General features: G+C 72.9%; 14 protein-coding genes. 9 read left to right on the top strand and 5 right to left on the bottom strand.

Annotation, left to right across the window (positions count from 1 at the left end; all coding sequences use genetic code 11):
- Nucleotides 1-365: 365 nt before the first annotated feature.
- Nucleotides 366-2,933 carry a molybdopterin cofactor-binding domain-containing protein gene (locus AB0D29_RS34270; RefSeq protein ID WP_362859633.1) on the top strand — a complete coding sequence of 856 codons (2,568 nt, stop codon included), beginning with the start codon at nucleotides 366-368 and terminating at the stop codon, nucleotides 2,931-2,933.
- Nucleotides 2,930-3,892 (top strand): FAD binding domain-containing protein, encoded by a 963-nt coding sequence (locus AB0D29_RS34265; RefSeq protein WP_362859631.1) that lies wholly within the window; start codon nucleotides 2,930-2,932, stop codon nucleotides 3,890-3,892. Before AB0D29_RS34270 ends, AB0D29_RS34265 begins: the two co-directional genes overlap by 4 nt.
- A gap of 216 nt (nucleotides 3,893-4,108) precedes the next feature.
- Here AB0D29_RS34265 and AB0D29_RS34260 read toward each other — a convergent pair whose 3' ends face one another.
- From AB0D29_RS34260 to AB0D29_RS34250, 3 genes are all read right to left on the bottom strand, one after another.
- The gene (locus tag AB0D29_RS34260) at nucleotides 4,109-5,362 is read right to left on the bottom strand and encodes an FAD-dependent oxidoreductase (protein WP_362859629.1); all 1,254 of its coding nucleotides are present in this window, start codon (nucleotides 5,360-5,362) and stop codon (nucleotides 4,109-4,111) included.
- Between the two features lie 58 nt (nucleotides 5,363-5,420).
- On the bottom strand, nucleotides 5,421-6,845 hold the full coding sequence (locus tag AB0D29_RS34255) for a hypothetical protein (RefSeq protein WP_362859628.1): 1,425 nt from the start codon (nucleotides 6,843-6,845) through the stop codon (nucleotides 5,421-5,423).
- 83 nt (nucleotides 6,846-6,928) lie between these two features.
- Complete coding sequence (locus tag AB0D29_RS34250) at nucleotides 6,929-7,435, bottom strand: GNAT family N-acetyltransferase (RefSeq protein WP_362859626.1); 507 nt, start codon at nucleotides 7,433-7,435, stop codon at nucleotides 6,929-6,931.
- A 321-nt stretch (nucleotides 7,436-7,756) separates the two neighbouring features.
- On the opposite strand from AB0D29_RS34250, the gene AB0D29_RS34245 reads away from it, so the two are divergent.
- The 5 genes from AB0D29_RS34245 to AB0D29_RS34225 all read left to right on the top strand — a co-directional run bounded on the left by AB0D29_RS34245 (nucleotide 7,757) and on the right by AB0D29_RS34225 (nucleotide 12,839).
- Entirely contained in the window at nucleotides 7,757-8,236 is a 480-nt protein-coding gene (locus AB0D29_RS34245; RefSeq protein WP_362859625.1) for a DUF1772 domain-containing protein, read from the top strand.
- Between the two features lie 189 nt (nucleotides 8,237-8,425).
- Entirely contained in the window at nucleotides 8,426-9,799 is a 1,374-nt protein-coding gene (locus tag AB0D29_RS34240) for an AMP-binding protein (protein WP_362859623.1), read from the top strand.
- Between the two features lie 209 nt (nucleotides 9,800-10,008).
- A complete protein-coding gene (locus tag AB0D29_RS34235; protein WP_362859621.1) occupies nucleotides 10,009-10,944 on the top strand; it encodes a class I SAM-dependent methyltransferase in 936 nt (311 codons plus the stop codon).
- Nucleotides 10,941-11,459, top strand: coding sequence for a hypothetical protein (locus AB0D29_RS34230; protein WP_362859620.1), 519 nt, complete (start codon nucleotides 10,941-10,943; stop codon nucleotides 11,457-11,459). Before AB0D29_RS34235 ends, AB0D29_RS34230 begins: the two co-directional genes overlap by 4 nt.
- Before the next feature lie 480 nt (nucleotides 11,460-11,939).
- On the top strand, nucleotides 11,940-12,839 hold the full coding sequence (locus AB0D29_RS34225) for an isocitrate lyase/phosphoenolpyruvate mutase family protein (RefSeq protein ID WP_362859618.1): 900 nt from the start codon (nucleotides 11,940-11,942) through the stop codon (nucleotides 12,837-12,839).
- Between the two features lie 972 nt (nucleotides 12,840-13,811).
- Here the strand turns inward: AB0D29_RS34225 and AB0D29_RS34220 are convergent.
- On the bottom strand, nucleotides 13,812-14,906 hold the full coding sequence (locus AB0D29_RS34220; RefSeq protein WP_362859617.1) for an AraC family transcriptional regulator: 1,095 nt from the start codon (nucleotides 14,904-14,906) through the stop codon (nucleotides 13,812-13,814).
- A 103-nt stretch (nucleotides 14,907-15,009) separates the two neighbouring features.
- On the opposite strand from AB0D29_RS34220, the gene AB0D29_RS34215 reads away from it, so the two are divergent.
- Nucleotides 15,010-15,954 (top strand): MBL fold metallo-hydrolase, encoded by a 945-nt coding sequence (locus AB0D29_RS34215; RefSeq protein WP_362859615.1) that lies wholly within the window; start codon nucleotides 15,010-15,012, stop codon nucleotides 15,952-15,954.
- Between the two features lie 316 nt (nucleotides 15,955-16,270).
- Entirely contained in the window at nucleotides 16,271-17,461 is a 1,191-nt protein-coding gene (locus AB0D29_RS34210; protein WP_362859614.1) for a DNA gyrase subunit B, read from the top strand.
- Nucleotides 17,462-17,583: 122 nt separating this feature from the next.
- On the opposite strand, the gene AB0D29_RS34205 is transcribed toward AB0D29_RS34210, so the two are convergent.
- Nucleotides 17,584-18,456: a hypothetical protein gene (locus AB0D29_RS34205; protein WP_362859612.1), complete on the bottom strand. Its 873-nt coding sequence runs from the start codon at nucleotides 18,454-18,456 to the stop codon at nucleotides 17,584-17,586.
- Between the last annotated feature and the right edge of the window lie 1,610 nt (nucleotides 18,457-20,066).

Below are 20,066 nucleotides of genomic sequence, written 5' to 3'. Positions count from 1 at the left end.
GCGCCCGGGCCGCGGTTCCGGCATGCCGTCTTCGGGGGAGCGCCGCTGGTCGCGCGGAAGGACCTGGCCGGACCTGCGGTACGGCATCGCCCGGGTCGGCCGGTACGCGGCGTACGCGCTCCTCGCGGGTGACGACCGCTCGAGCAGGTTGCGGCCATCCGCGCCCCGTGAACCGAAAGCCCCACCTCGGGATGCGCGGCGCCGCCCCGCCGGACGGCGGTGGCTCGGGCGACCAGATCCGATCGGGACGGCCCCAGCCGGGCGCGCGCCGACCTGCGGCGACACCGGGGGCGGTATATCAAGGTGCGTGAAGGTGAGCGCGAGGCCCGACGGGCGCCCACCCCCACGGCTGAGGAGTACGTCTCGTGGAGTTCGAGGTCAATGGCGCCCGGCGCGCAGTGGACGTGGACGACGACCCGACCGCCGTGGAGGTGGTGCGGGACCGGCTGGGTCTGACCGGCACCAAGCTGGTCTGCGCGGGCGGGGTGTGCGGGGCCTGCACGATCCAGGTCGACGGTGAGCCCCGGGTGTCCTGCCTGACGCCGGCGGTCGGGCTCGCCGGCCGACGGGTGACGACGGTGGAGGGCCTGGCGGGCCATCCGGTGGCGCGTGCCTTCGCCGGCGAGGACGCCCTCCAGTGCGGCTACTGCACCCCGGGGTTCGTCGTCGAGGCGGCGGCGTTCTTCGAGCGGTGGCGGGACACGCACGGCCGCACCCGTCCGGGGCGCGAGCAGATCGCGGACGCGCTGGCCGGCCACCTGTGCCGCTGCGGCGCGTACGAGGGGATCTTCAAGGCGGTCGCCGCGGCCTGCGCGGGCGACTACGACACGGCGCCGACCCACGGGGAAGCGGCACCGGCGGTTCCGCGCGCCGAGGCCCCGGAGAAGACCGCCGGATCGGCCCGGTACACCACGGACCTGCGCCCCGACGGGCTCCTGGAGGGGGTGATCATCCGCTCGCCGCACGCCCACGCCCACGTACGCTCCCTCGAGGCCGGGGACCTGCCGCTGGTGCCGCTGCTGCCTCCCGACGGCGTGGTGCGGTACGTCGGGCAGCCGGTGGCCGCGGTCGCGGCGCCGGACCGGGCCTCCGCCCGGGCGGCCGCGGCACGGGTCACGGTGGACTACGAAGTGCTGCCGGCGGCACTGGACGCACGCCAGGCCCGGTCCGGCGAGGGCCCGCTGGTCTACGAGGACAAAGCGGCGCGCAAACGGGCGCCGGGATCCGGCGAGTCTCCGCAGCTGGTGCCCGCCCGCTGGCGCGGCAACCTGCGGGGCCCCTCCGCCATGAGCAAGCGCCCCGCCACCGCCGTCCGCCGCATCACCGAAGCCCGGAGCCGGAACCCCGAGCGGGTGGTGGAGGGCGTGTTCACCACCGCCGCACAGACCCATACCCCGCTCGAACCGCACGCCTGCCTGGCCCACTGGGTCGACGGCACCCTCCACCTGGAGGTGTCCACACAATCGATCAAGCGCACCGCCGAACTCGCCGCCGAACGCTTCGGCGTGCCCGTCGAACGGGTGGTCGCGCGGGCCGTCCACGTAGGCGGCGGGTTCGGCTGCAAGATGGGCCTGACCTCCGACGTCGTCGCCGCCGTGGAGCTGGCCCGGCTGCACGGCGCCCCGGTACGCGTGGTGCTCGACCGGGACGAGGAGCTCACCGACGGCGGATACCGGCCCGGCACCCGGATCCGCCTGGCGATGGTCGCGGACGCGTCCGGCGACCTGAGTGCGCTGGCCATGGACGCGGACACCGACGGCGGGGTCTCGGTCGGCGGCTCCGTGGCATCACTGGCCCGGTTCATGTACGGCAAGGCCCCGCGCCGGCTCCGCGACTTCGACACCCTCACCCACCGGCCTCCGGCCGCCCCGTTCCGCGGCCCGGGCGGACCCACCATGTGCTGGGCCCTGGAACAGGCCGTCGACGAGATGGCCCACCGCCTGGGCCAGGATCCGATCGCCCTGCGCCGCCGCTGGGACGGCAACCCCAAACGGCACGCCCTGTACGAATGGGCCGCCGCCCTTCCCGTCTGGTCGGGCCCCCGCGGCGGCACCGGCCGGTTCCGCCGCGGCGTCGGCGTAGCGGCGGCCAACTGGCTCTACTTCCTCGATCCCGTCACCGAGGTCGAGCTCACCGTCGAGAACGGGATCGTCGTCGCCCGCTGCGCCGTACAGGACATGGGCACGGGCTCGCGGACCGTACTGCGCCGGGCCGTCGCAGAAGGCCTCGGCGTACCGGAGGGCAGGGTGCGCGCCGAGGTCGGCCGGAGCGACGCCGTACACGGCCCCACCTCCGGCGGCAGCCGCACCACGCCCTCCATCGTGCCCGCCGCCTTGGACGCCGCCACCCGGCTGCGCGACGCGCTCGGCGGAGGCGACATCGCCGCCCGGCTCGACGCGGCACACGGCGTACGGGTGACCGGCCGGCGCCCCCGCGACCGCCGCGGCTTCGTCACCCCCTTCACCCTGGGCGGCATCGCCATCGGCCGCGGCTTCACCGGATCGGTGCAGGTCTCCGAGGTCGAGGTGGACACCCGGCTCGGCCGGATCCGCCCGCTGCGCGTGTGGAGCGGCATCGCCGCCGGCCGCATCCACGAGGACCGACTGGCCCGCAGCCAGTGCGAGGGCGCCGTCGTCCAGGGCATTGGCTACGCCCTCTACGAGGAACGGCGCACCGACCCGGCCACCGGCCGGGTGCTGACCGAGAACCTGGAGGACTACCGCATCCCCGGGATCGGCGACACCCCCGAGATCACCGTCCACTTCCACCAGGAGGGCTTCGAACACGTCCCCGGCGGCGGCGTCGGTCTCGGCGAGATCTCCACCCTCCCCACCGCGGCGTGCCTTGCCAACGCGGTCCACGACGCCACCGGCTGGCGCCCGTACGACATGCCCATCCGCCCCGACCGGCTCCTGAAAGGACTGGCCACGTGAGCACCGATCCCGCCCTCACCGACCTCTCGGCCGCCGTTCTGGCTCGCGGCGGGGAGCTGCGCGCCGGCGGCACCGACACCACCGCCCGCCGGCGCAGCGGCGTCTCTCCCGGACCGTTCACCGACCTCGGCGGCGCCGACCATCTGCGCGGCTGCACACTGCTCCCCGGCGGCGGGCTGCGGATCGGCGCCCTGACCACCCTCGCCGCCCTGGCCGCCGACCCACAGGTGCTCGGCGGCTGGCCGGCCCTCGCGGTGGCGGCCGGGACCGCGGCCACCCCGCAGGTCCGCGCAGCCGGCACCCTGGGCGGCAACCTGCTGCAGCGCAACCGCTGTTGGTACTACCGCAATCCGCACGTCAGCTGCCTCCAGAAGGGCGGCACCGACTGCCCCGCGCGCCAGGGCGACCATCACTTCGGCGTGGTCAGCGGCGACGGCCTGTGCGTCGCCCCGCACCCGTCCACCCTCGCGATGGCCCTGCTCACCTACGGCGCCGAGGTCGAGATCGACGGCGAATCCCCGCGCGGCGTCGCCGACTTGTACGGAGACGGCGACCGGCTCTTCCAGGCCGACCACCTGCTGCCGCCGGAGCGCATCCTCACCGCCGTCCACCTGCCCGCGCCCTGGCCCGGCGAACGCGCCGCCTGCCACCGGACCATCAGCCGGGCCCACGCGGAATGGCCCCTGGTCGAAGCCACCGCCCGGCTCGCGCTCGACGGCGCCACCATCACGCACGCGGCCGTCGCCGCGGGTGGTGTGGCGCGCGTCCCGCTGCGGCTGACGGAGGTCGAGGCCGCCCTGATCGGCCGCGAGGCCAACGCCGAGGTCCTCGCGGCGGCCGCCGCGACAGTGCTCGCCCGGTGCCGCCCGCTGCCGCAGACCGGCTACAAGGCCGAGCTGTTCAGGGGCACCGTCCTGGAAGTCCTGGAACGGGCCGCCGGCTCGGCCGCCGCCGGCTAGGCCGTCTCTTTCGGATCTCGCTCCCCCAGCTACCGCTGGGAGGTGCCCCCAGACCCGCGCCGCCTGGCACCGCACCTCGCCGCGTTGTCGGGGCGCCCAAGTACGTCCAGTACACGGGCGCCCCTCCGCCTTGCGATGCACGGCGCCTGGGGGCACCTCCCAGCGGTAGCTGGGGGAACGACGCGGGCTTAACCGACAAGATCCAAAAGACACGACCTAGCGGAGTGCCTCCCCAGGCCGATACGTCCGATGCTCCGGCGGGCTGTTGTCACCGGGGAGGCGGAAGCCGTTGAAGAGGTCGTCCATGCCGCGCAGCGCGAGGCGGGTGGGGGTGGCGCGGATCGCGAGGTCGCGGGCGGCCATGGCGAGGGGGTTGCGGAGGGCGCCCAGGCGGCCGATGCGGCGGGCACGGAGGCGGACGGCGTTGGTGCGGTTGCGGCGGGCGGTGGTGTAAGCGGCGAGGGCGCCCGGGATGGGGTCCGTACGGGCGGGGCTGTCTGTGGTGTTGGTGTGTCCGGTGGGGAGCAAGTGGGCGAGGACGGCCGCGTCCTCGATGGCCTGGCAGCCGCCCTGGCCGAGGTTGGGGGTCATGGCGTGAGCGGCGTCGCCCAGCCAGACGATCCGGCCGTGGTGCAGGCGGGGGAGCGGGGCGGCCAGGTCGTAGAGGTCGTTGCAGAGGATGTCGGCGGGATCGAGGCGCTCGATGCGTTCCAGGAGGGCGGGGATCGGATCGTGCCACGAGCCGAAGCGGTCCCGGAGTTCGGCGCGGCGGTCGGGGTCGGCGGGCCGGGTGCCGGCCGGCACGCGGGCGGTCGCGTAGAGGTAGAGGCGGCCGTCGGTGAGCGGGGTGACGCCGAACCGCCGGCCGTGCCCCCAGGTCTCGCTCATGGCCTCGATGCGCAGGTCCGGGGCGTCGACGAGGGTCCGCCAGGCGCACTCGCCGGTGTACCGCAGGCCGGGATGGGCCGGGAAGTGGGCGCGGCGCAGGGAGCTGTTGATGCCGTCGGCGGCGATGACCAGATCGGCGGTGAGATCCGGGCCGGCCGCGGTACGGATGGTGGGGCGGCCTGTGGCGTCGTCGACGGCGGTCACCGGGGTGCCGTAGCGAAGGGCCTCTGGCGGCAGCGCGGCGGCGAGGGCGGCGGTGAAGGCCGGGCGGGGGACGGCGATCGGCGGTATGCCGTACCGGGCCGCCATGTCCGCGGTGCCGGTCCGGGTGAGGCACCGGCCGTCGAAGCGGCGCAGACCCATCGTTTCGGGTACGGAGGTGCCGGCGGCGTGGGCGGCGTCGATGCCGAGGGCGTCCAGCGCGCGCAGGGCATTGGGGGCCAGGCCGATACCGGCGCCCGTGGTGGGCGGTTGGGGGGCGCGTTCGCAGACGGTGACGTGCCAGCCGCGGCGGTGCAGGGCGATGGCGGCGGTGAGGCCGCCGATCCCGGCGCCGACCACGACCGCGTGACGTCTCGGCATGGATGACCACTTCCGTTCGGTTCGGGCACGCACCCGCTGCCGCCGCTCAGCCCTCACTCTACTTTTGCAGAGTGAGGGTGTGTCCCGTGGTGGCGAGTTGGTCGCGCAACCTGCGCGCCTGTCTGAGGAGTTGGGACGAGCCCGGCCGTTGCGCGAGCGCGCTGATCTCGGGCAGTTCACCGCCGGCTCCCGCATCGCGGGCCGTATCCGCGGCGACGGCGAGGAGCGCCGCGTGGGCCTGGGGGCGGGTGGAGGTCAGGAGGTCGGGGAGCGCGGTGGCCAGGACCGGCCAGAGGGCGGGGGCGGTCTGTGGCAGGGCCGCCGCGGCACCCAGTGACTCGGTCAGCAGGGGCACCTTCAGGGTGCCCAGCCGCACGAGCTCGGCGAGGTCGCGGCCCAGCACGGCTCCGTCCAGCCGGCCGCTCGCGCCGAGTCGGGCCAGCGCCCGTACGGCGGCGTCGCGGTCCTCGTCGGGTACGGAGGCGAGCCCGTAGGCCAGGGCCAGGTGTACCGCGGGTCCCGCCGGGCCGTCGGCCGCGGCCAGCGCGGTAAGGAACGCGGGGGCTCCGCGGCCGTTCTGGTCGGCGGCCGACGCGACACCGGTCAGCAGCCGGGCCGCGGCGATCTCCGGATGCCAGGGCAGGGCCGCCACCGTGTGCGCGTCCCGACCGTCCGGCAGCGACGCGTGCGCACAGCCGATGTGCGGCTCGAAGGTGCGGAACAGCGACCAGAAACGCCGGGGGAACTCACCGCGGCCCTCGATCGCCTCGTGCCCGACCAGGATCCTGCGACCGATCCGCGCTCCCCGGCGCCTGCTGTGCGGCTCGGGTGCGCCGGCTTCGCGCTCGCGCTGGCAGCCGGGGTGGGGCAGACCGCCCTGGCGCAGCCAGGCGGCCACCCGGGGTGCTTCCTCCAGTTCCAGCTCCTCCGCGGCGGACACCACGTCGGGATCGGCCGGACCGCCACCGCAGCGCAGCAGTGCCTGTCCGAGATCGGCCGGACCGGGCCGGATACCGAGGCGTGCGTAGACGGCAAGGCGGGCGACCAGGTGGTGCGGTTCCACCGCGCCGCTCGCCCTGCTCGGCACGGACAGCAAGAACGGCAGGTGGTCACCGGCCCGCAGCCGTGCGCCCATCTCGACGATGCGTGCCCCCGTGACGTAGTCGAGCGCCGCGTGCTGGCACAGCTCCAACCAGCCCGCCCCGGCACTTTCCCAGCGCTCGGCAGCCTGTACGGGGCCCACCGCGGCGCCGACCACGCCGGCGAGCTGCCGCACGCGGGGGTGCGGCGCCACCGTGGACCCGCGCGGGACGGACCCGAGGACGGCGGTCAGCGTCTCGCGGTCCCGGTGGCTGTGACTGACAACGGCGTTGAGCACCCGTTCGAACGCAGCCACGCCCGGGTCGTGGCGCCCGTTCAGTACGGCCGCGACCTCCTCGGCGAGATCGCCCGGTGACGGTGCGGCGCATTCCCCCTCGATCATGTGACGCAGGCTAGCCCCTGCCACTGACAAGGCTCTGCCGCACGGCCTCTGCGAGGTGCTCCGGGGCCGGTTTCGAGCGGTGTCTACGGAGTGTCGGCAGGGGTCTTCAGGGAGAGCACGCCGACGCGTTGGTCACCGGCGTACTCGCCTGTGGGGCGGAAGCCGAGCCCGAGGTAGAACGGTTCGGGGCTGCCCTGGCCGGTGTGCCAGCTGACGAAGGCCTCGTCGGTACCGCGGGCGCGGATCTCCTCACAGGCCGCGCGGATGGCGAAGCGGCCGTAGCCCTTGCCCTGGTGACCGGCGTGGATGTTCAGGCGCCAGATACCGCTGCGGTGGTCGGTGGGGTCGGTGGCCGGGTCCCAGGCGATGTCGAGGAAGGCCATGATGAAGCCGACGACTTCCTCTCCGTCGACGATGGCGCGCGGCCAGGCGGCGGTGTGGACGTAGGCCTCGGCGAGGGACTTGACCACGGGGGAGACCAGGTGGGTCTGGTCGGGGCGCACCTGTATCGCGCAGACGGCGTCGAAGTTCTCGGCGGTGACGGGTTCGAGGCGCAGCGGGCGGGCTGTCGGGGTGATCGCGGCGGACATGGCACCAGCCTAGGGGGTGTCCACACAGTGCCGTTCGCCGAGTCGGTACCCCACCCGTACGTCGTGCTGACCGTGTGGTCCGTGGGGGAAATGTGTTGTGGTGCCTAAAGATTCGCTCAAAGGTCGGCTGGAATCCAGTAGGAGACCGAGCGGGTGGTGTCACGATCGGGCGCGTTCGCGTTCAGGGCGTAGCGCACTCACGTACCCGCCGACCGATGGAAACGAGGACGCTCTCCCATGAGTACAAGCCCCCCGCCGGTCACGCCGCCCCCACCCCCTCCCGCGCCGCACGGAGGCGGGGGCCGGGTCGCCCTGTTCCTGTTGACGGTTGCCACGGTGTTGGTGGGGCTGATGGCGGGGCTGTTCTTCGCGTTCGACGTTTCGGTCATGCCGGGGCTGGCGGCCGGGGACGAGCGGACGTACGTCACCGCGATGCGGGCCTTCAACGCGGCCATCGACGGCAACCCTCTCTTCGGCATGGCGTTCGTGTTGGCGCTGCTGGTGGCCGTGGGCTCGGCGGTGCTTGAGTTCCGCGCCGGCCGGCGTACCACCGCCTTGTGGGTGGGCGCGGCCGCCGCGGCCTATCTCGTGGTGCTGGTGATGACGTTCGCGGTGAACATTCCCCTGAACAATGAGCTCGCGCGTGGAGGCGACGTCGCGCAGATGACCGACTTCGCGATCGTGGAGCGGTTCAAGTCGACCTGGGTCGCCACGAACATCGTCCGTACGGTGTTGTGCACGGCGGCCTTGTTCGCTCTGGCCCGTGCTTTGGTCCTGCACGGCCGCGCCACCACCCGCTGAGCGCCCTGTCGGTCTGTCCGCCTGCCTGTTCTTACGGCTGCCTGTTCTGTCCGTGTGGTGGGTGGTACCCGGGGTCGGCGGCCGGTCCTTGAGCGCTCAAGTCCCGCTGCTCGCGCGGTTCGGTCGCCCGTGCCGTCCCACGTAGGCTGGCCGGACCAGCTGCACCCATCGCCGATCGGAGTCGCCGCCATGCTGACCGCTCTCACCGGTGCCTACGGGGACCGCGCGGACGCCGTCACCGTCGCCGGCCGTAGCGCTTCCTACGAGGAGATCCTCGGCGCGGCCCGCGCGGTCGCCGCCGACCTCTCCGGCGCCCATCCGCCCGCGTTCGCCGTGACGGCGACCGCCTCCCTGGAAACGGTCGCCGCTGTGGTCGGCGGACTCCTCGCCGGCATCCCCTGCGTACCGCTGCCGCCCGACGCGGGCCCCGCCGAGCGCGGGCACATCCTGCGTGATTCCGGGGCCCGCCTCATCGAGGTCGACTTCGCCCGACGGTCAGCCACCACCCCCGCCCCGGCCCCGGCCTCCGTGGTGCGGGGCCCGGACGAGCCCGCGCTGATCCTCTACACCTCCGGCACCACCGGCGCCCCCAAGGGCGTGGTCCTCAGCACCGCCGCGATCGCCGCCGATCTCGATGCCCTGGCCGAGGCCTGGCAGTGGAGCGCCGCGGACACCCTCGTGCACGGACTGCCGCTGTTCCACGTCCACGGCCTGGTCCTCGGGGTTCTGGGCGCCCTGCGTACCGGCAGCCGTCTCGTGCACACCGGCCGCCCCACCCCCCAGGCCTACGCCGCGGCCGGCGGCAGTCTGTACTTCGGGGTGCCCACCGTCTGGTCCCGTATCGCCGCCGACCCGCAGGCCGCTGCGGCTCTGTCGGGGGCCCGGCTGCTGGTGTCGGGCAGCGCGGCCCTGCCCGCTCCGGTCTTCCGTGACCTGGAGCGTCTGAGCGGGCACCGCATCGTCGAGCGGTACGGGATGACCGAGACCCTGATCACCGTCAGCGGCCGGGCGGGCGGCCGCGTGAGTCCCGGTACGGTCGGCACCCCCCTGCCCGGCATCTCCACCCGGATCGCCGCGGAGGACGGCGCCGAGATCGGTGAACTCCAGCTCACCGGGCCCACTCTGTTCTCCGGCTATCTGGGACGGCCCGAGGCCACTGCCGCCGCCTACACCGAGGACGGCTGGTTCCGTACCGGCGACATCGCCGCCGTCGACGACAGTGACGGCGTGCACCGCATCGTGGGCCGCGCCTCTACGGACATGATCAAGTCGGGCGGGTACAGGATCGGCGCGGGTGAGATCGAGAACGCCCTCCTGGACCACCCCCGCGTCAGCGAGGCGGCCGTGGTCGGCGTCCCGGACCCGGACCTCGGCCAGCGCATCGTCGCCTTCGTCGTCGCCCAGCAGGTCACCGGCGCGGAGCTCACCGACTTCGTCGCGGCCCACCTGTCGGTGCACAAACGCCCGCGCGAGGTCCGTTTCGTCACCGCCATCCCGCGCAACGCCATGGGCAAGCCGCAGAAGCGGCTCCTGCTGAGCGAGGACGGCAAGCCCCGGCCCTGACCCCGGCTCCACCCCACCCCCACGCCACCCCACCTTCGGGTCGCCGCGATCCCGGATGGCGCGGTGCGTGCGCGTGGCCATGTGGCTGCGTGGCCGTGTGGCCGTGTGGCCGTATGGGCCATCCGGTCATCCGGCCGGTGGCCCTCGTTGCAGTGAGGTGGGTGGGCGGCTGATGGGGTGGTGTGGGGGAGGCCGTAGGGTTCCGCCTCGTGCACCGACTTGAGATATCCGATCTGATCACGGCGGTGGATCCCCGCACCGGCCACCGGCTTCCCGTCCGGCGTGACGAGGTGATCCGCCGACTGCGCGCCAACGGTGACGAACACGCCGCCAAGATCGTCGCCGGGCTGCCCGCCGGCCAGGACGGCGTTCTGGACCCCCAGGCCGTGGACCGTCTCCTCATCAGCGTGCACACCGAGCTCCAGCGGCTGAGCGAGGAGCTCCGGATCGGTGAACGTCTGATGGACCTGCTCGGCCCGCTCTTCCACGCGATCCGGGCAACCGACGGCCAGAGCGGCCCGTACCGGCTGGTCGACGTCGGCTGCGGCCTCGGGTACCTCATCCGCTGGCTGGCGGCCACCAACGCGCTGGGCGCGGACGTGGAGCTGGTCGGTGTCGACCTCGATGCCTCGCTGGTCGGCGAAGCGGAGCAGCTCGCCCGGGCGGAGGGGCTGGACTGCAGTTTCGTCCACGGCAACGCCTTCGACCTGCCGCAAGCCGCGACCGTCTACGTGTCCACCGGAGTGCTGCACCACTTCCGCGGGCCCGCCCTGGCCGAGTTCTTCCAGACCCAGGCCGCCTCACCGGCACAGGCCTTCTGCCACTTCGACATCGCCGCGACCCGCCTCGCACCGATCGGGGCCTGGATCTTCCACCGTGCCCGGATGCGCCATCCTCTCGGCCGCCACGACGGGGTCGTCTCGGCACAACGCGCGCACAGCGACGAGACGCTCCTGTCCGCCGCGGCCGCGCCCGGTATCCAGCCGCTGCTGTACGAGCCGCGCGGCGCGGCGAACCCGTTCTGCACCACGCTGCGCCCGATCATCGGAGTGCGCCCCCATCTGGAGGCGCCGCTCCGCCGGGCCCTGGGGCGTTCCGCACGCCGGCTGGTCGGCTCCGAGCACCTCGCCGAGGCCGCCCGATGATGTCTGCCGTACCGGTCGCACTCCTCTTCCTGGGACTGCTCGACGCGACGTTCAGCGGCTTCCGCGCCTACGCCGGCCGCGATGCCCGCATCCGCAAACACCGGGCCACCGCCCGCGCCGCCCTGCGCGGGCTGGCGGTCGGCACCGTCCTGCTGCTCGCCCCCGTACTGACCGCGACCACCGTGCTGTTGTCGGCACCTGACCGGGCCCGGACGTACGACACCCTGAGCGCCGGAGGCCTCGGCTACCTGATCCCGCTGACCGCCTACGCCACCGCGGTGCTGCTCTCCCTCGCTGCCTACTTCCTCCTGCCGTTCCGCGCCAGCACCCTCGCGATGGTCATCGGCCTGGGCCCCCTGACCCTGCTGCGGCCCCTCGCACTGGCCGTGGCCTGCGCCGGCGCGTTCCTGGGCGGGGGCGGATGGCCCGCCCTGCTGGTCGGTACGGTCGGGGGCGCGGCCGTGCTGTGCGTGGAGCCCGTGGTGCACCGGCGCTGGTACCAGCACGTGCTGTGACACCCGGGCGGACCCCTGCCCCCCGGCTGGCCGTCCACCACAGCCGGCGCGGCCGAGGCCCGCGCCGGCCCCGAAGCCCGAAGGACGCCGATCCCCACCGGGCGGCCCGCGCTCGGCTCCCGTTCGGCCTGTACCTCCCGCCGGGCGTCCAGGTTCCGCACGCCGACCCGACCTGCCCCGACCCGACCCGGCTTCAGGCCGTGCCTCCCGCCGGGTGCCATGCGGGGGCGCTACGCGCTGGGCCGAGCCGGGCTTCGTGCACCGGGCCGACCGAACTTCCCATGGGTCAGGCTGTGCTTTCGCGTAGGCAGGGCGGTCTCTCCGCGGCGCCTCCTGCCACACGGCGCTGGGGGCTTCCCATCGGCCAGTCGTGGCGCTTCGTGTCGCTACGGGCCGTGCTCCGCATCGGGTCCCTCGGCAGGCGGCGATCCGTGCTTCGCGACGGCCCCAGAGTCCGGGGTTTCCTGCGAGGATCGGGGGATGGACGCCGCCTCCGCCACCTCCTCCTCCTCCTCCTCCTCCTCCTCCTCCGATTCCTCCACAGCAGCCCGGTACCAGCGGGCTGTTGCCTTCAGGGCCCTGCACGAGGGCCCGGGACCGTTCGTCGTGGCCAACCCGTGGGATGCGGGCAGCGCCCGCATCCTGACCGGTTTCGGATTCCCGGCCCTCGCCACCACCGGCGCCGGCTTGGCCCACAGCCTCGGCCGCCCCGACGGTGCGGGCGCCCTCAGCCGCGCCGAGGTCCTCGACAACGCGCGCAGCATCGTCGAGGCCACGCACCTTCCCGTCACGGCCGATCTGGAGAGCGGCTTCGGCCCCACGCCTCAGGACGTCGCCGACACCATCCGGGCCGCCGCTGCCGTAGGCCTGGTCGGCGCCTCGATCGAGGACTCCACCGGACGGGAAGAGGAGCCGCTGCGGCCGCTGTCCGAGGCCGTGGAACGGGTGGCCGCCGCCGTCGAGGCCGCCGAGCAGCTCGACTTCCCCTTCACCGTCACCGCCCGCGCGGAGAACTTCTTCAGCAACCGGCCCGACCTCGACGACACCATCACGCGCCTGAAGGCCTATCAGGAAGCGGGCGCCCACGTCCTGTACGCGCCGGCCCTGCCCGACGCCGCAGCGATCCGTGCCGTCTGCTCCTCGCTGACCCGCCCGGTCAATGTTCTGATGGGCGGCGCCCTGAACCTGTCCGTCGCAGACCTCGGCGCCCTCGGGGTACGCCGCATCAGCACCGGATCGGCCCTGTCCCGAGCGGCACTGGGAGCTCTGATGGGGGCCGCCCGCGAGATCACCGAGTCGGGCACATTCAACTTCGGAGCCCAGGCCCTGCCCTACGCCGACGCCAATGCCCTCCTCACCCCACCCAACGCCTCCCACTGAACACGCCCCGTCCCGCCCCCTGCCGAGGTGCGGCTCCTGTCTGAGGAAGCAGGGCCGAACGGCAACGGAATGACGCTCCTCCACCGCTGCATAAAGCGCACCGTCTCACGCTACGAATCGTGGGGCTCGAAGCCCCTCCGGGGCCCGCGCCCACAAGCAGGTTCACATGTGAAACGAGCAGGGCAGAGACCGCCGATTCGGAACCTGCGCGCTTGTCGGAGCCTCGGCGTCCGTGGCGCTCGTAGGCTGGGCAGCGCCCCAGGCGCAGGCCCGGGAGCCCCATCCCTCGGCGCCCCTGTACGCCGGGCATCCGGACCCGTGCGGCGAAGGTCGAAGGGCCGTGACGAGCCAGGACGAATGCGGCAGCGGACCGCCCGGTCCGGCGGGGGCGGCCGGAGCACCGGGACCGGCGGGGCTGGCAGGGGCACCGGGACCGGCCGGGCCCGCAGGAGCACCAGGGGCCGCCGGCCCCGGGGACAAGGGCCCGTCGGCGCTGCCGGACCGCCCTGGGCATCTCTCGCACTCGTCCGGGTCGTCGACCAGGAGCGGACGGTCGCCCCCAGCACGGCAAGCGGTAGCACTGCTATGTGCCCCGAGGGCCACAAGGCGGTGTCAGGGGGCTACGTTTCGAGCTTCGGCCTGACGGCGAACGTCTCCCAACGAGCCGATTCCGGCGGCCCGGGTCGGGGAAACGCGTGGACGGTCCAGGCGTTCAACCCCACCGACTCCGTGCGCTCTTTGCCCGCCGGCGAAGCGGCCGGCTCTGTTCGAGACGTGAGGTGGCTTGCCCATTCACCAAATGAGGACGAGGACCGTAGCCGGCCGGAGCGGCCCGGCAGGTGGGCCCTTCCCGCTACGTACGGCCCGATCCAGTCGACAACCAGCACCTCGCCTTCATGCTCGTCTTCAGCGTCGCTCAACACCCGGCTGCGGTACTCAGCCCAGTCTCGCTCCCACCCTCAACTCCCGGCCTCAACTCCCGTCCCCGGCCCCGGCCCCGTCCCCGTCCCCGGCCCCGGCCCTTGCCCCGACGCCGGCTCCCGGCCCGCTGGCCACCGTCTCCGGGCCCGCCTCCGGCCGGGCCTGGGCACGGTAGCGGCCGGGTGTGGTGCCGAACTCCCGGCTGAACGCGTGCGAGAGGGCGTACGGGCTGCCGTACCCGACCCGTCGCGCCACCGCGGCCAGCGGCTCATCACCCTCGCGCAGCGCGGCCGCGGCCAGGTTCAGCCGCCACCAGGTCAGGTACGCCATCGGGGGCCGGCCCACCAGAGAGGTGAAACGCCGGGCCAGGGTGGGCCGGGACACCCCGGCCTGCGCCGCCAGACGCTCGAGGCTCCACGACGCCGCCGGGTCCGCGTGCAGAGCCCGCAGCGCGGCGGCCGCCACCTGATCACCCAGCACCGCCGGCCAGGTCCCGGTCCCGCCCTCGGCCACCCACGACCGGATCATGTAGACGAGCAGCAGGTCGAGCAGGCCGGTCACCGCGATGCCGGCGCCAGGCCGCTGCTCGCCCAGCTCACGGCCCAGCAGGTCGATGGCGGCCCGCAGTTCGGGCCGCGCCCCCACCCGCGAGGGCAGGTGCACGACGTGCGGCAGCTCCGCCAGCAGCGGATGCACCCGGCTGCGGTCGAGCCGGTACTTGCCGCACAGCATCTCCACCACCCCACGACCCGCCTCAGCCCCGGCCCCAGCCTCCACGACCCCACCCGGCCCACCCACCATGCCCGGCCCGCCTGTTGCCCCCAGCCGACCCAGCCCGCCGGCCGCCGTGAGCACCCCGTCCCACTCTCCGAAGGGCACCGCCCGCTCGACCTCCCGCGCAGCGGCCGGGCGGTCGGCGATCACATGGCCCGTACCGTACGGCAGCAGCACGGCGTCCCCCTCCCCGAGCGACAGCGGCGCGCCACCCCCGTCGGGCAGCAGCCAACAGCTCCCCTCCAGCACGATGTGGAACCCGGCGCCGTCGTACGCATCCAGCCGCGCGCACCAACTCCCGTTCACCCGAACCCGCTGCGACGAAGGCCGCCCGATTCGTACGGTCGAGATCGCATCGCTCACCACATCCATCCGGCCACGCTATACGGCAGCCGCCCCACATGAGACGCCCGCGTATCGGAGTGAGCCGGGCGGGCATTGAGGAGCTCACCGGCGCTTCCGTAGGGTCCAGGACATGACGAATGAGAACAGGCAGTCGATATGGCTGGGCGACGTCGAGGTCATCCGGGTCCGCGAGTGGCAGGGGTTCTTCACCTCCCCCCAGGCCCTGGTACCGGACGCCGCAGCGGGGCTGTGGCAGGACAACGAGGACTGGCTGGCGCCGGACCACTGGCAGCCGGAGCAGGACCAGGCGGTGCTGGCCCTTCAGACCTGGGTCCTGCGCAGCGCCGGACAGACCGTCCTGATCGACACCGGTGTCGGCAACGGCCGTGAACGCCCGAACGCACCGCATTTCCACCACTGGCAGACCGACTTCCTGGGCGCCTTGGCGCAGGCCGGAGTCCAACCGGACGACGTCGACATCGTCGTCAACACACACCTCCACGCCGATCACGTCGGCTGGAACACCCGCGACGTCGACGGAGAGTGGGTCCCGACCTTCCCCCGCGCCCGCTACCTCATGCCCGCGGCGGACGATTTCCACTTCGGGCCGGCCAACTCCCACGGAAAGGACCGCAACCCGGACGACCGCCTCGTCTACGAGGACAGCATCGCGCCCGTCCACCGGACCGGTCAGGCCGTGCTGTGGGACGGTACCCACCGCATCGACGAACACCTCACCCTGGAGTCGGCCCCCGGCCACACCCCCGGCTCCAGCGTCCTGCGCCTGGCCTCCCAGGGCGAGCGGGCCGTCTTCGTCGGCGACCTCCTGCACAGCCCGGTACAGATCGTCCAGCCCTCCTGCAACAGCTGCTTCTGCCTGGACCCCGTACAGGCGGCGGCCAGCCGCCACCGCGTCCTACAACGAGCCGCGGCCGAGCGGGAACTGGTAGTCCCCGCCCACTTCGCCGGCCCCGGCGCCCTGAACATCCGCGCACACGCAGACGCAGACGCAGACGCCGGCACCTTCGCCCCCGCCGGCTGGGCCCCTTGGCCCACCTCCCACACCACGAAATGAATGATCGCAAGCCACGAAGTCATGCCACAGCCGGCCAGTCTGAGTCGTACGCCAACGGGCGGCCACGGCGGTGTTCCGGGCGGCGCCGTGACCTACCGGAATCGGTGACCTCGGGGTTGCCCGGAACAGGGCCGTGCGCGGCCGCGGCGGGCCGACCGGAGCGCCCGCACCGCGGTTCGCGACACCCTGGGCCGGGCGGCTCCCAGCGAGCCCTCACCCATCCTCTCCGACCCTCGGTAAATCGGCCCTCACCTGGTGTTTTGCGAGAATCTTCCTAGGCTGGGCAGGTCTGCCGGACACCAACGGAGGAGGGCTCGTGAGTGAGGAAGCCGTCAGGTACGACGGGAGCCACATCCAGGTGCTGGAGGGGTGGGAAGCCATCCGGAAGCGGCCCGGGATGTACGTCGGCTCGACAGGCGAACGCGGCCTGCACGAGCTGGTGTACGAGGTCGCCGGCCGGGCGGTGAACGACGTCCTGGCCGGCCGTGCAGACTCCGTCGAGGTCGCCCTCATGCCCGACGGCGGCGTGCGCGTCACTGACGACGGGCCGGGTATCCCCGTCGAGGCCGCGGGGGACGTGGGCGGTGGTCCCGGCCTCGAAGCCCTGCTGACCCGCCCGCACGCCGGGGCGGAGCCCGGCGGCCGCCACTCCGTGCCCATGAGCCGGTTCGGTACCGGGCTCTGTGTTACCAACGCCCTGTCGAGCCGCCTGACGGCCGAGGTGCGGCGCGCGGGGGTCCGCTGGGTCCAGGAATACGTGCGCGGTGTCGCGCTCACCCCACCCACCGTCGCAGGCCCGCCAACAGGAACGGGGACCACCATCGCGTTCTGGCCCGACGTCGATATTTTCGGTACGGCGACGCAGTGCTCGTATGCCGTCCTGGCAGAGCACTTCAGGGAACTGGCCTTCCTGAACCGGTGCATGGACATCTCGCTGATCGACGAGCGCACTCCGGGCCCGTCCCGGCCGGTGCGGTTCCACTCCCCGGGCGGGGCGCGGGACTTCGTCGTCTTCCTCGACGAGAAGAGGGGTGCACCAGCTACACCAGTCACACCCGCACACTCGGACGTCATCGGCTTCGAGTGGGAGGACGTGCGGATGGCGGGAACGGTGGAGGTGGCTCTGCGTTGGTGCGGCTCCGGCGAGGAACGGGTCGAAGGCTTCGCCAACAGCTGGCCCACCCCGGACGGAGGCACGCACGCGGAGGGCTTTCGTGACGGGGTGGCGGCCGCCGTCAATGCGTACGCGCGGCAGCGGCGGCTGCTGACGTCAGCCGACCCCGACCTTGGCGCCGACAGGATCGGCAAGGGCCTGACAGCGGTCGTCTCGGTGAAACTGGACCGCCCCGAGTTCTACGGCGCCACGAACGGGAGGCTGGGTGGGGCTGTGGTGCGGGCCTGCGTCGCGGAGGCCGTCCGTGACCGCCTCAGCGCATGGCTGGAGCAGACCCCGGAGCAGGCCGCAGCTTTGATCGGCCGGATCGTCCGCGGCCCCCGTGGGGGCTGAGCGGCAGAGCGCCCACTCACCTCCCGCCCTCAATGTGCCGGGCACGGGGGTGGTGCCCGGCACTGTTTGGGGTTGGTTGGTTTGAGGGTCCCGGTGGTGGTGGGGTTGGCTGGCTTGGGGGGTTAGGGGAGTTGGGGCTGGCTGGGGGTGGGGGTGGGGGTGGGGGTGGTGGGGGTGTAGTAGACGGATCGTCCTTGCTTGGTGCGTTCGAGGATGCCGCGGGCGACGCCTTGTTCGAGGGTGTTGCGGATGACGGTTGCCTGGACTTTGCGGTCGGGGTGTGTGGTGGTGAGGGTGTTGGTTACTTCGGCGGCGGATTTGGGTTCTGTCTGTCCGGTGATGGCGGCTGTGACGAGGTCGAGCCAGGACGGGCCGCCCGTTTCCTTCTTCGTTGTGGTGCGGTCGGTCGTCTTGCGGGCGCGTGGGGCCTTGGCGGCCGTGGCCTCCTTGGGCTCCGTAGTCTTCTTGGGCTCGGCGGTCTTCTTGGGCTCGGTGGTTTTCTGGGGTTCGGTGGTCTTCTGGGGTTGCGCGGTGGTCTTCGTGTTGCGGGCCGCGCTGCGTGCGGCGGGTACCGCGGCAGTCTTCACCTCAGGCTTCGCACTCGGCTCCGCGGCAGTCTTCACCTCAGGCTTCGCACTCGGCTTCGCGCCGGGCTTGGTACCGGCGTTCGCACTGGCCTTGGCGGTGGGCTTGGCGGCACCGGCCTTGGTGGTGGTGGTGGCCTTGGCGGTGGGCTTGGTGGTGGTGGCCTTGGTGGTGGTCTTGGGGTCGGTCTTGGTGGTGGGTTGTGTGGGTGCGGGCGTGGTCGGGAGGCCGAGGGCTTCCTGCATTTTGAGCAGGACCTTTTCGCCTTCTTCCAGTTGGCCGAGTTCCTGTTGCAGTCGCTGGAGTTCGGTCCGTGCGTGTTCCTGTGCCGTCTGGTTGGCCGAGAGGTCGCCGGCGATCTGCTGGGCGTAATCGTCCTGGACGCGTGTGACGTTGGTGGCTGTGGTCATGGTTCCTCGATCTCTGCCGTGAGGGACATGTGTGACGCGATGGTACGCACCCACTTGTATCCGTGACCCCGGATCATGCACCAGGTGTCAACCAACACCGGTCCCGCGGACGGCCACGCCGACGTTGTGCTATGCGGCGGTCAACTCACACACCCTGAAATACAGTCGAGCCGCCACAACGCCACCAGGCCACCCACACCCACCCTTTGACACGCGGCCGACAGGTACACCAGCCGGCCGGTACACCAGCCGGCCCGAGGAGGCCGAGTGGCCCGAGGGGGCCGAGATCTGAGCCCTGAGTCGCGAGAGACCGGAGTCCTGGGAAGGCGAGAGACCCGAGCGCCGAGACCCGAGTGCCGAGTCCCGGGAGACCGGAGACCCGAGCGACCGGAGAACCGAGTGGCCCGAGAAGGCCGAGTGGCCGGAGAACCGGGAGGCCGGAGAACCGTGAGGAGGCGGGCCCCGGCCGTACCGCCCCGGCCGTACGCCTCGGCCGTGTCTCCCTGCCGCGCCTCCTGCCCCCACCTTCCCGGCCGTACGCCTCGGCCGTGTCTCCCTGCCGCGCCTCCTGCCCGTACCGTCCCGGCCGTACCGCCCCTGCCTGTGTCTCCCGCCCGCGCCGTCCCGGCCGCAGCGTCTCGGTCGTATCTCCCGGCCACACCGTCCCGGCCGTACCGCCTCGGCCGTGTCTCCCTGCCGCGCCTTCCGGCCGCAGCGCCTCGGTCGCATCTCCCGGCCGTACCGCCCGGCCGTATCCCCCTGCCGTACCGTCCCTGCCGTTTCTCCCTGCCCCGCCTCCCGCCCGCGCCGTCCCGGCCGCAGCGCCTCGGTCGTATCTCCCTGCCGCGCCTCCTGCCCGCGCCGCCCTGGCCGTACCGTCCCTGCCGTTTCTCCCGGCGGCGCCTTCCGGCCGCGCGCCGTCCTGGCTGCAGCGTCTCGGTCGTGTCTTCCGGCCGCACCGCCCGGGCCGCGCCTCTTGGCTGCGTTTTCCGTGGTGGAAGCGGTGAGGGAGATGGTGGTGTGGTTGGTTCCTCGGGCGTGGGGCCTGGGCGGTGTGCCTCCCGGGGGTGTGCGGGCCTGGGCGGTGTGCCTGCGGGGGTGCGCGGGGTTGGGTGGCGTGTTTCGGGGGGGGTGTGTGGGGTTGGGTGTTGAGGGTGTGGTGGTGGGTTGGGGTGGCGGTTTTCGTTCTGCCTCTGCCACCCATTTTCCTTCGATATATAGGCATTCCGGACATTAGGCCCGGTTTCTTGAAGGGGTGTGGGTGGTGACGCTCGGTGAGATCGGGGTGGTGTCGGGGTGAGCCGTCCCATAGGGCGCACGTCACATACGAAGGGGGCTAGTAGCTCCCGGGGGCCCGATCACGGCCTCCCGTTACCGGCCCCCGCCTGCGTGGATGCCACTTCTTCCCGTCGGTGGTCGGGGGGTGTCGGCTGCGAGGTGGGCTAGTAGGCGGGGTCGTTGCCAGGGTGGTGGGTGGTCGGTAGAACTGGGTGAGTCGCCGGGCGGCACGGGTGGTTCACCCGCCGCCGACGGATCCCCTCTCCACCGTGTGAGTGGCTCACGCATGCTCCGGCATGCCGCGACCGCCCTTGTCCCCGTCGGAAGGTCCA

It is taken from the genome of Streptomyces sp. NPDC048424, from assembly GCF_040651555.1.
Lineage (GTDB): Bacteria > Actinomycetota > Actinomycetes > Streptomycetales > Streptomycetaceae > Streptomyces.
The sequence above is the reverse complement of the archived record's forward strand: the minus strand, read 5'-3'. Positions and strand labels throughout refer to the sequence as shown.

What these genes read in the sequence shown, in the direction of transcription:
- AB0D29_RS34240 (WP_362859623.1), top strand. Translation starts at nt 8,426, where the DNA reads ATGCTGACCGCTCTCACCGGTGCCTACGGGGACCGCGCGGACGCCGTC.
- AB0D29_RS34255 (WP_362859628.1), bottom strand. Translation starts at nt 6,845, where the DNA reads ATGATCGAGGGGGAATGCGCCGCACCGTCACCGGGCGATCTCGCCGAG.
- AB0D29_RS34260 (WP_362859629.1), bottom strand. Translation starts at nt 5,362, where the DNA reads ATGCCGAGACGTCACGCGGTCGTGGTCGGCGCCGGGATCGGCGGCCTC.
- AB0D29_RS34220 (WP_362859617.1), bottom strand. Translation starts at nt 14,906, where the DNA reads ATGGATGTGGTGAGCGATGCGATCTCGACCGTACGAATCGGGCGGCCT.
- AB0D29_RS34225 (WP_362859618.1), top strand. Translation starts at nt 11,940, where the DNA reads ATGGACGCCGCCTCCGCCACCTCCTCCTCCTCCTCCTCCTCCTCCTCC.
- AB0D29_RS34230 (WP_362859620.1), top strand. Translation starts at nt 10,941, where the DNA reads ATGATGTCTGCCGTACCGGTCGCACTCCTCTTCCTGGGACTGCTCGAC.
- AB0D29_RS34250 (WP_362859626.1), bottom strand. Translation starts at nt 7,435, where the DNA reads ATGTCCGCCGCGATCACCCCGACAGCCCGCCCGCTGCGCCTCGAACCC.
- AB0D29_RS34205 (WP_362859612.1), bottom strand. Translation starts at nt 18,456, where the DNA reads ATGACCACAGCCACCAACGTCACACGCGTCCAGGACGATTACGCCCAG.
- AB0D29_RS34215 (WP_362859615.1), top strand. Translation starts at nt 15,010, where the DNA reads ATGACGAATGAGAACAGGCAGTCGATATGGCTGGGCGACGTCGAGGTC.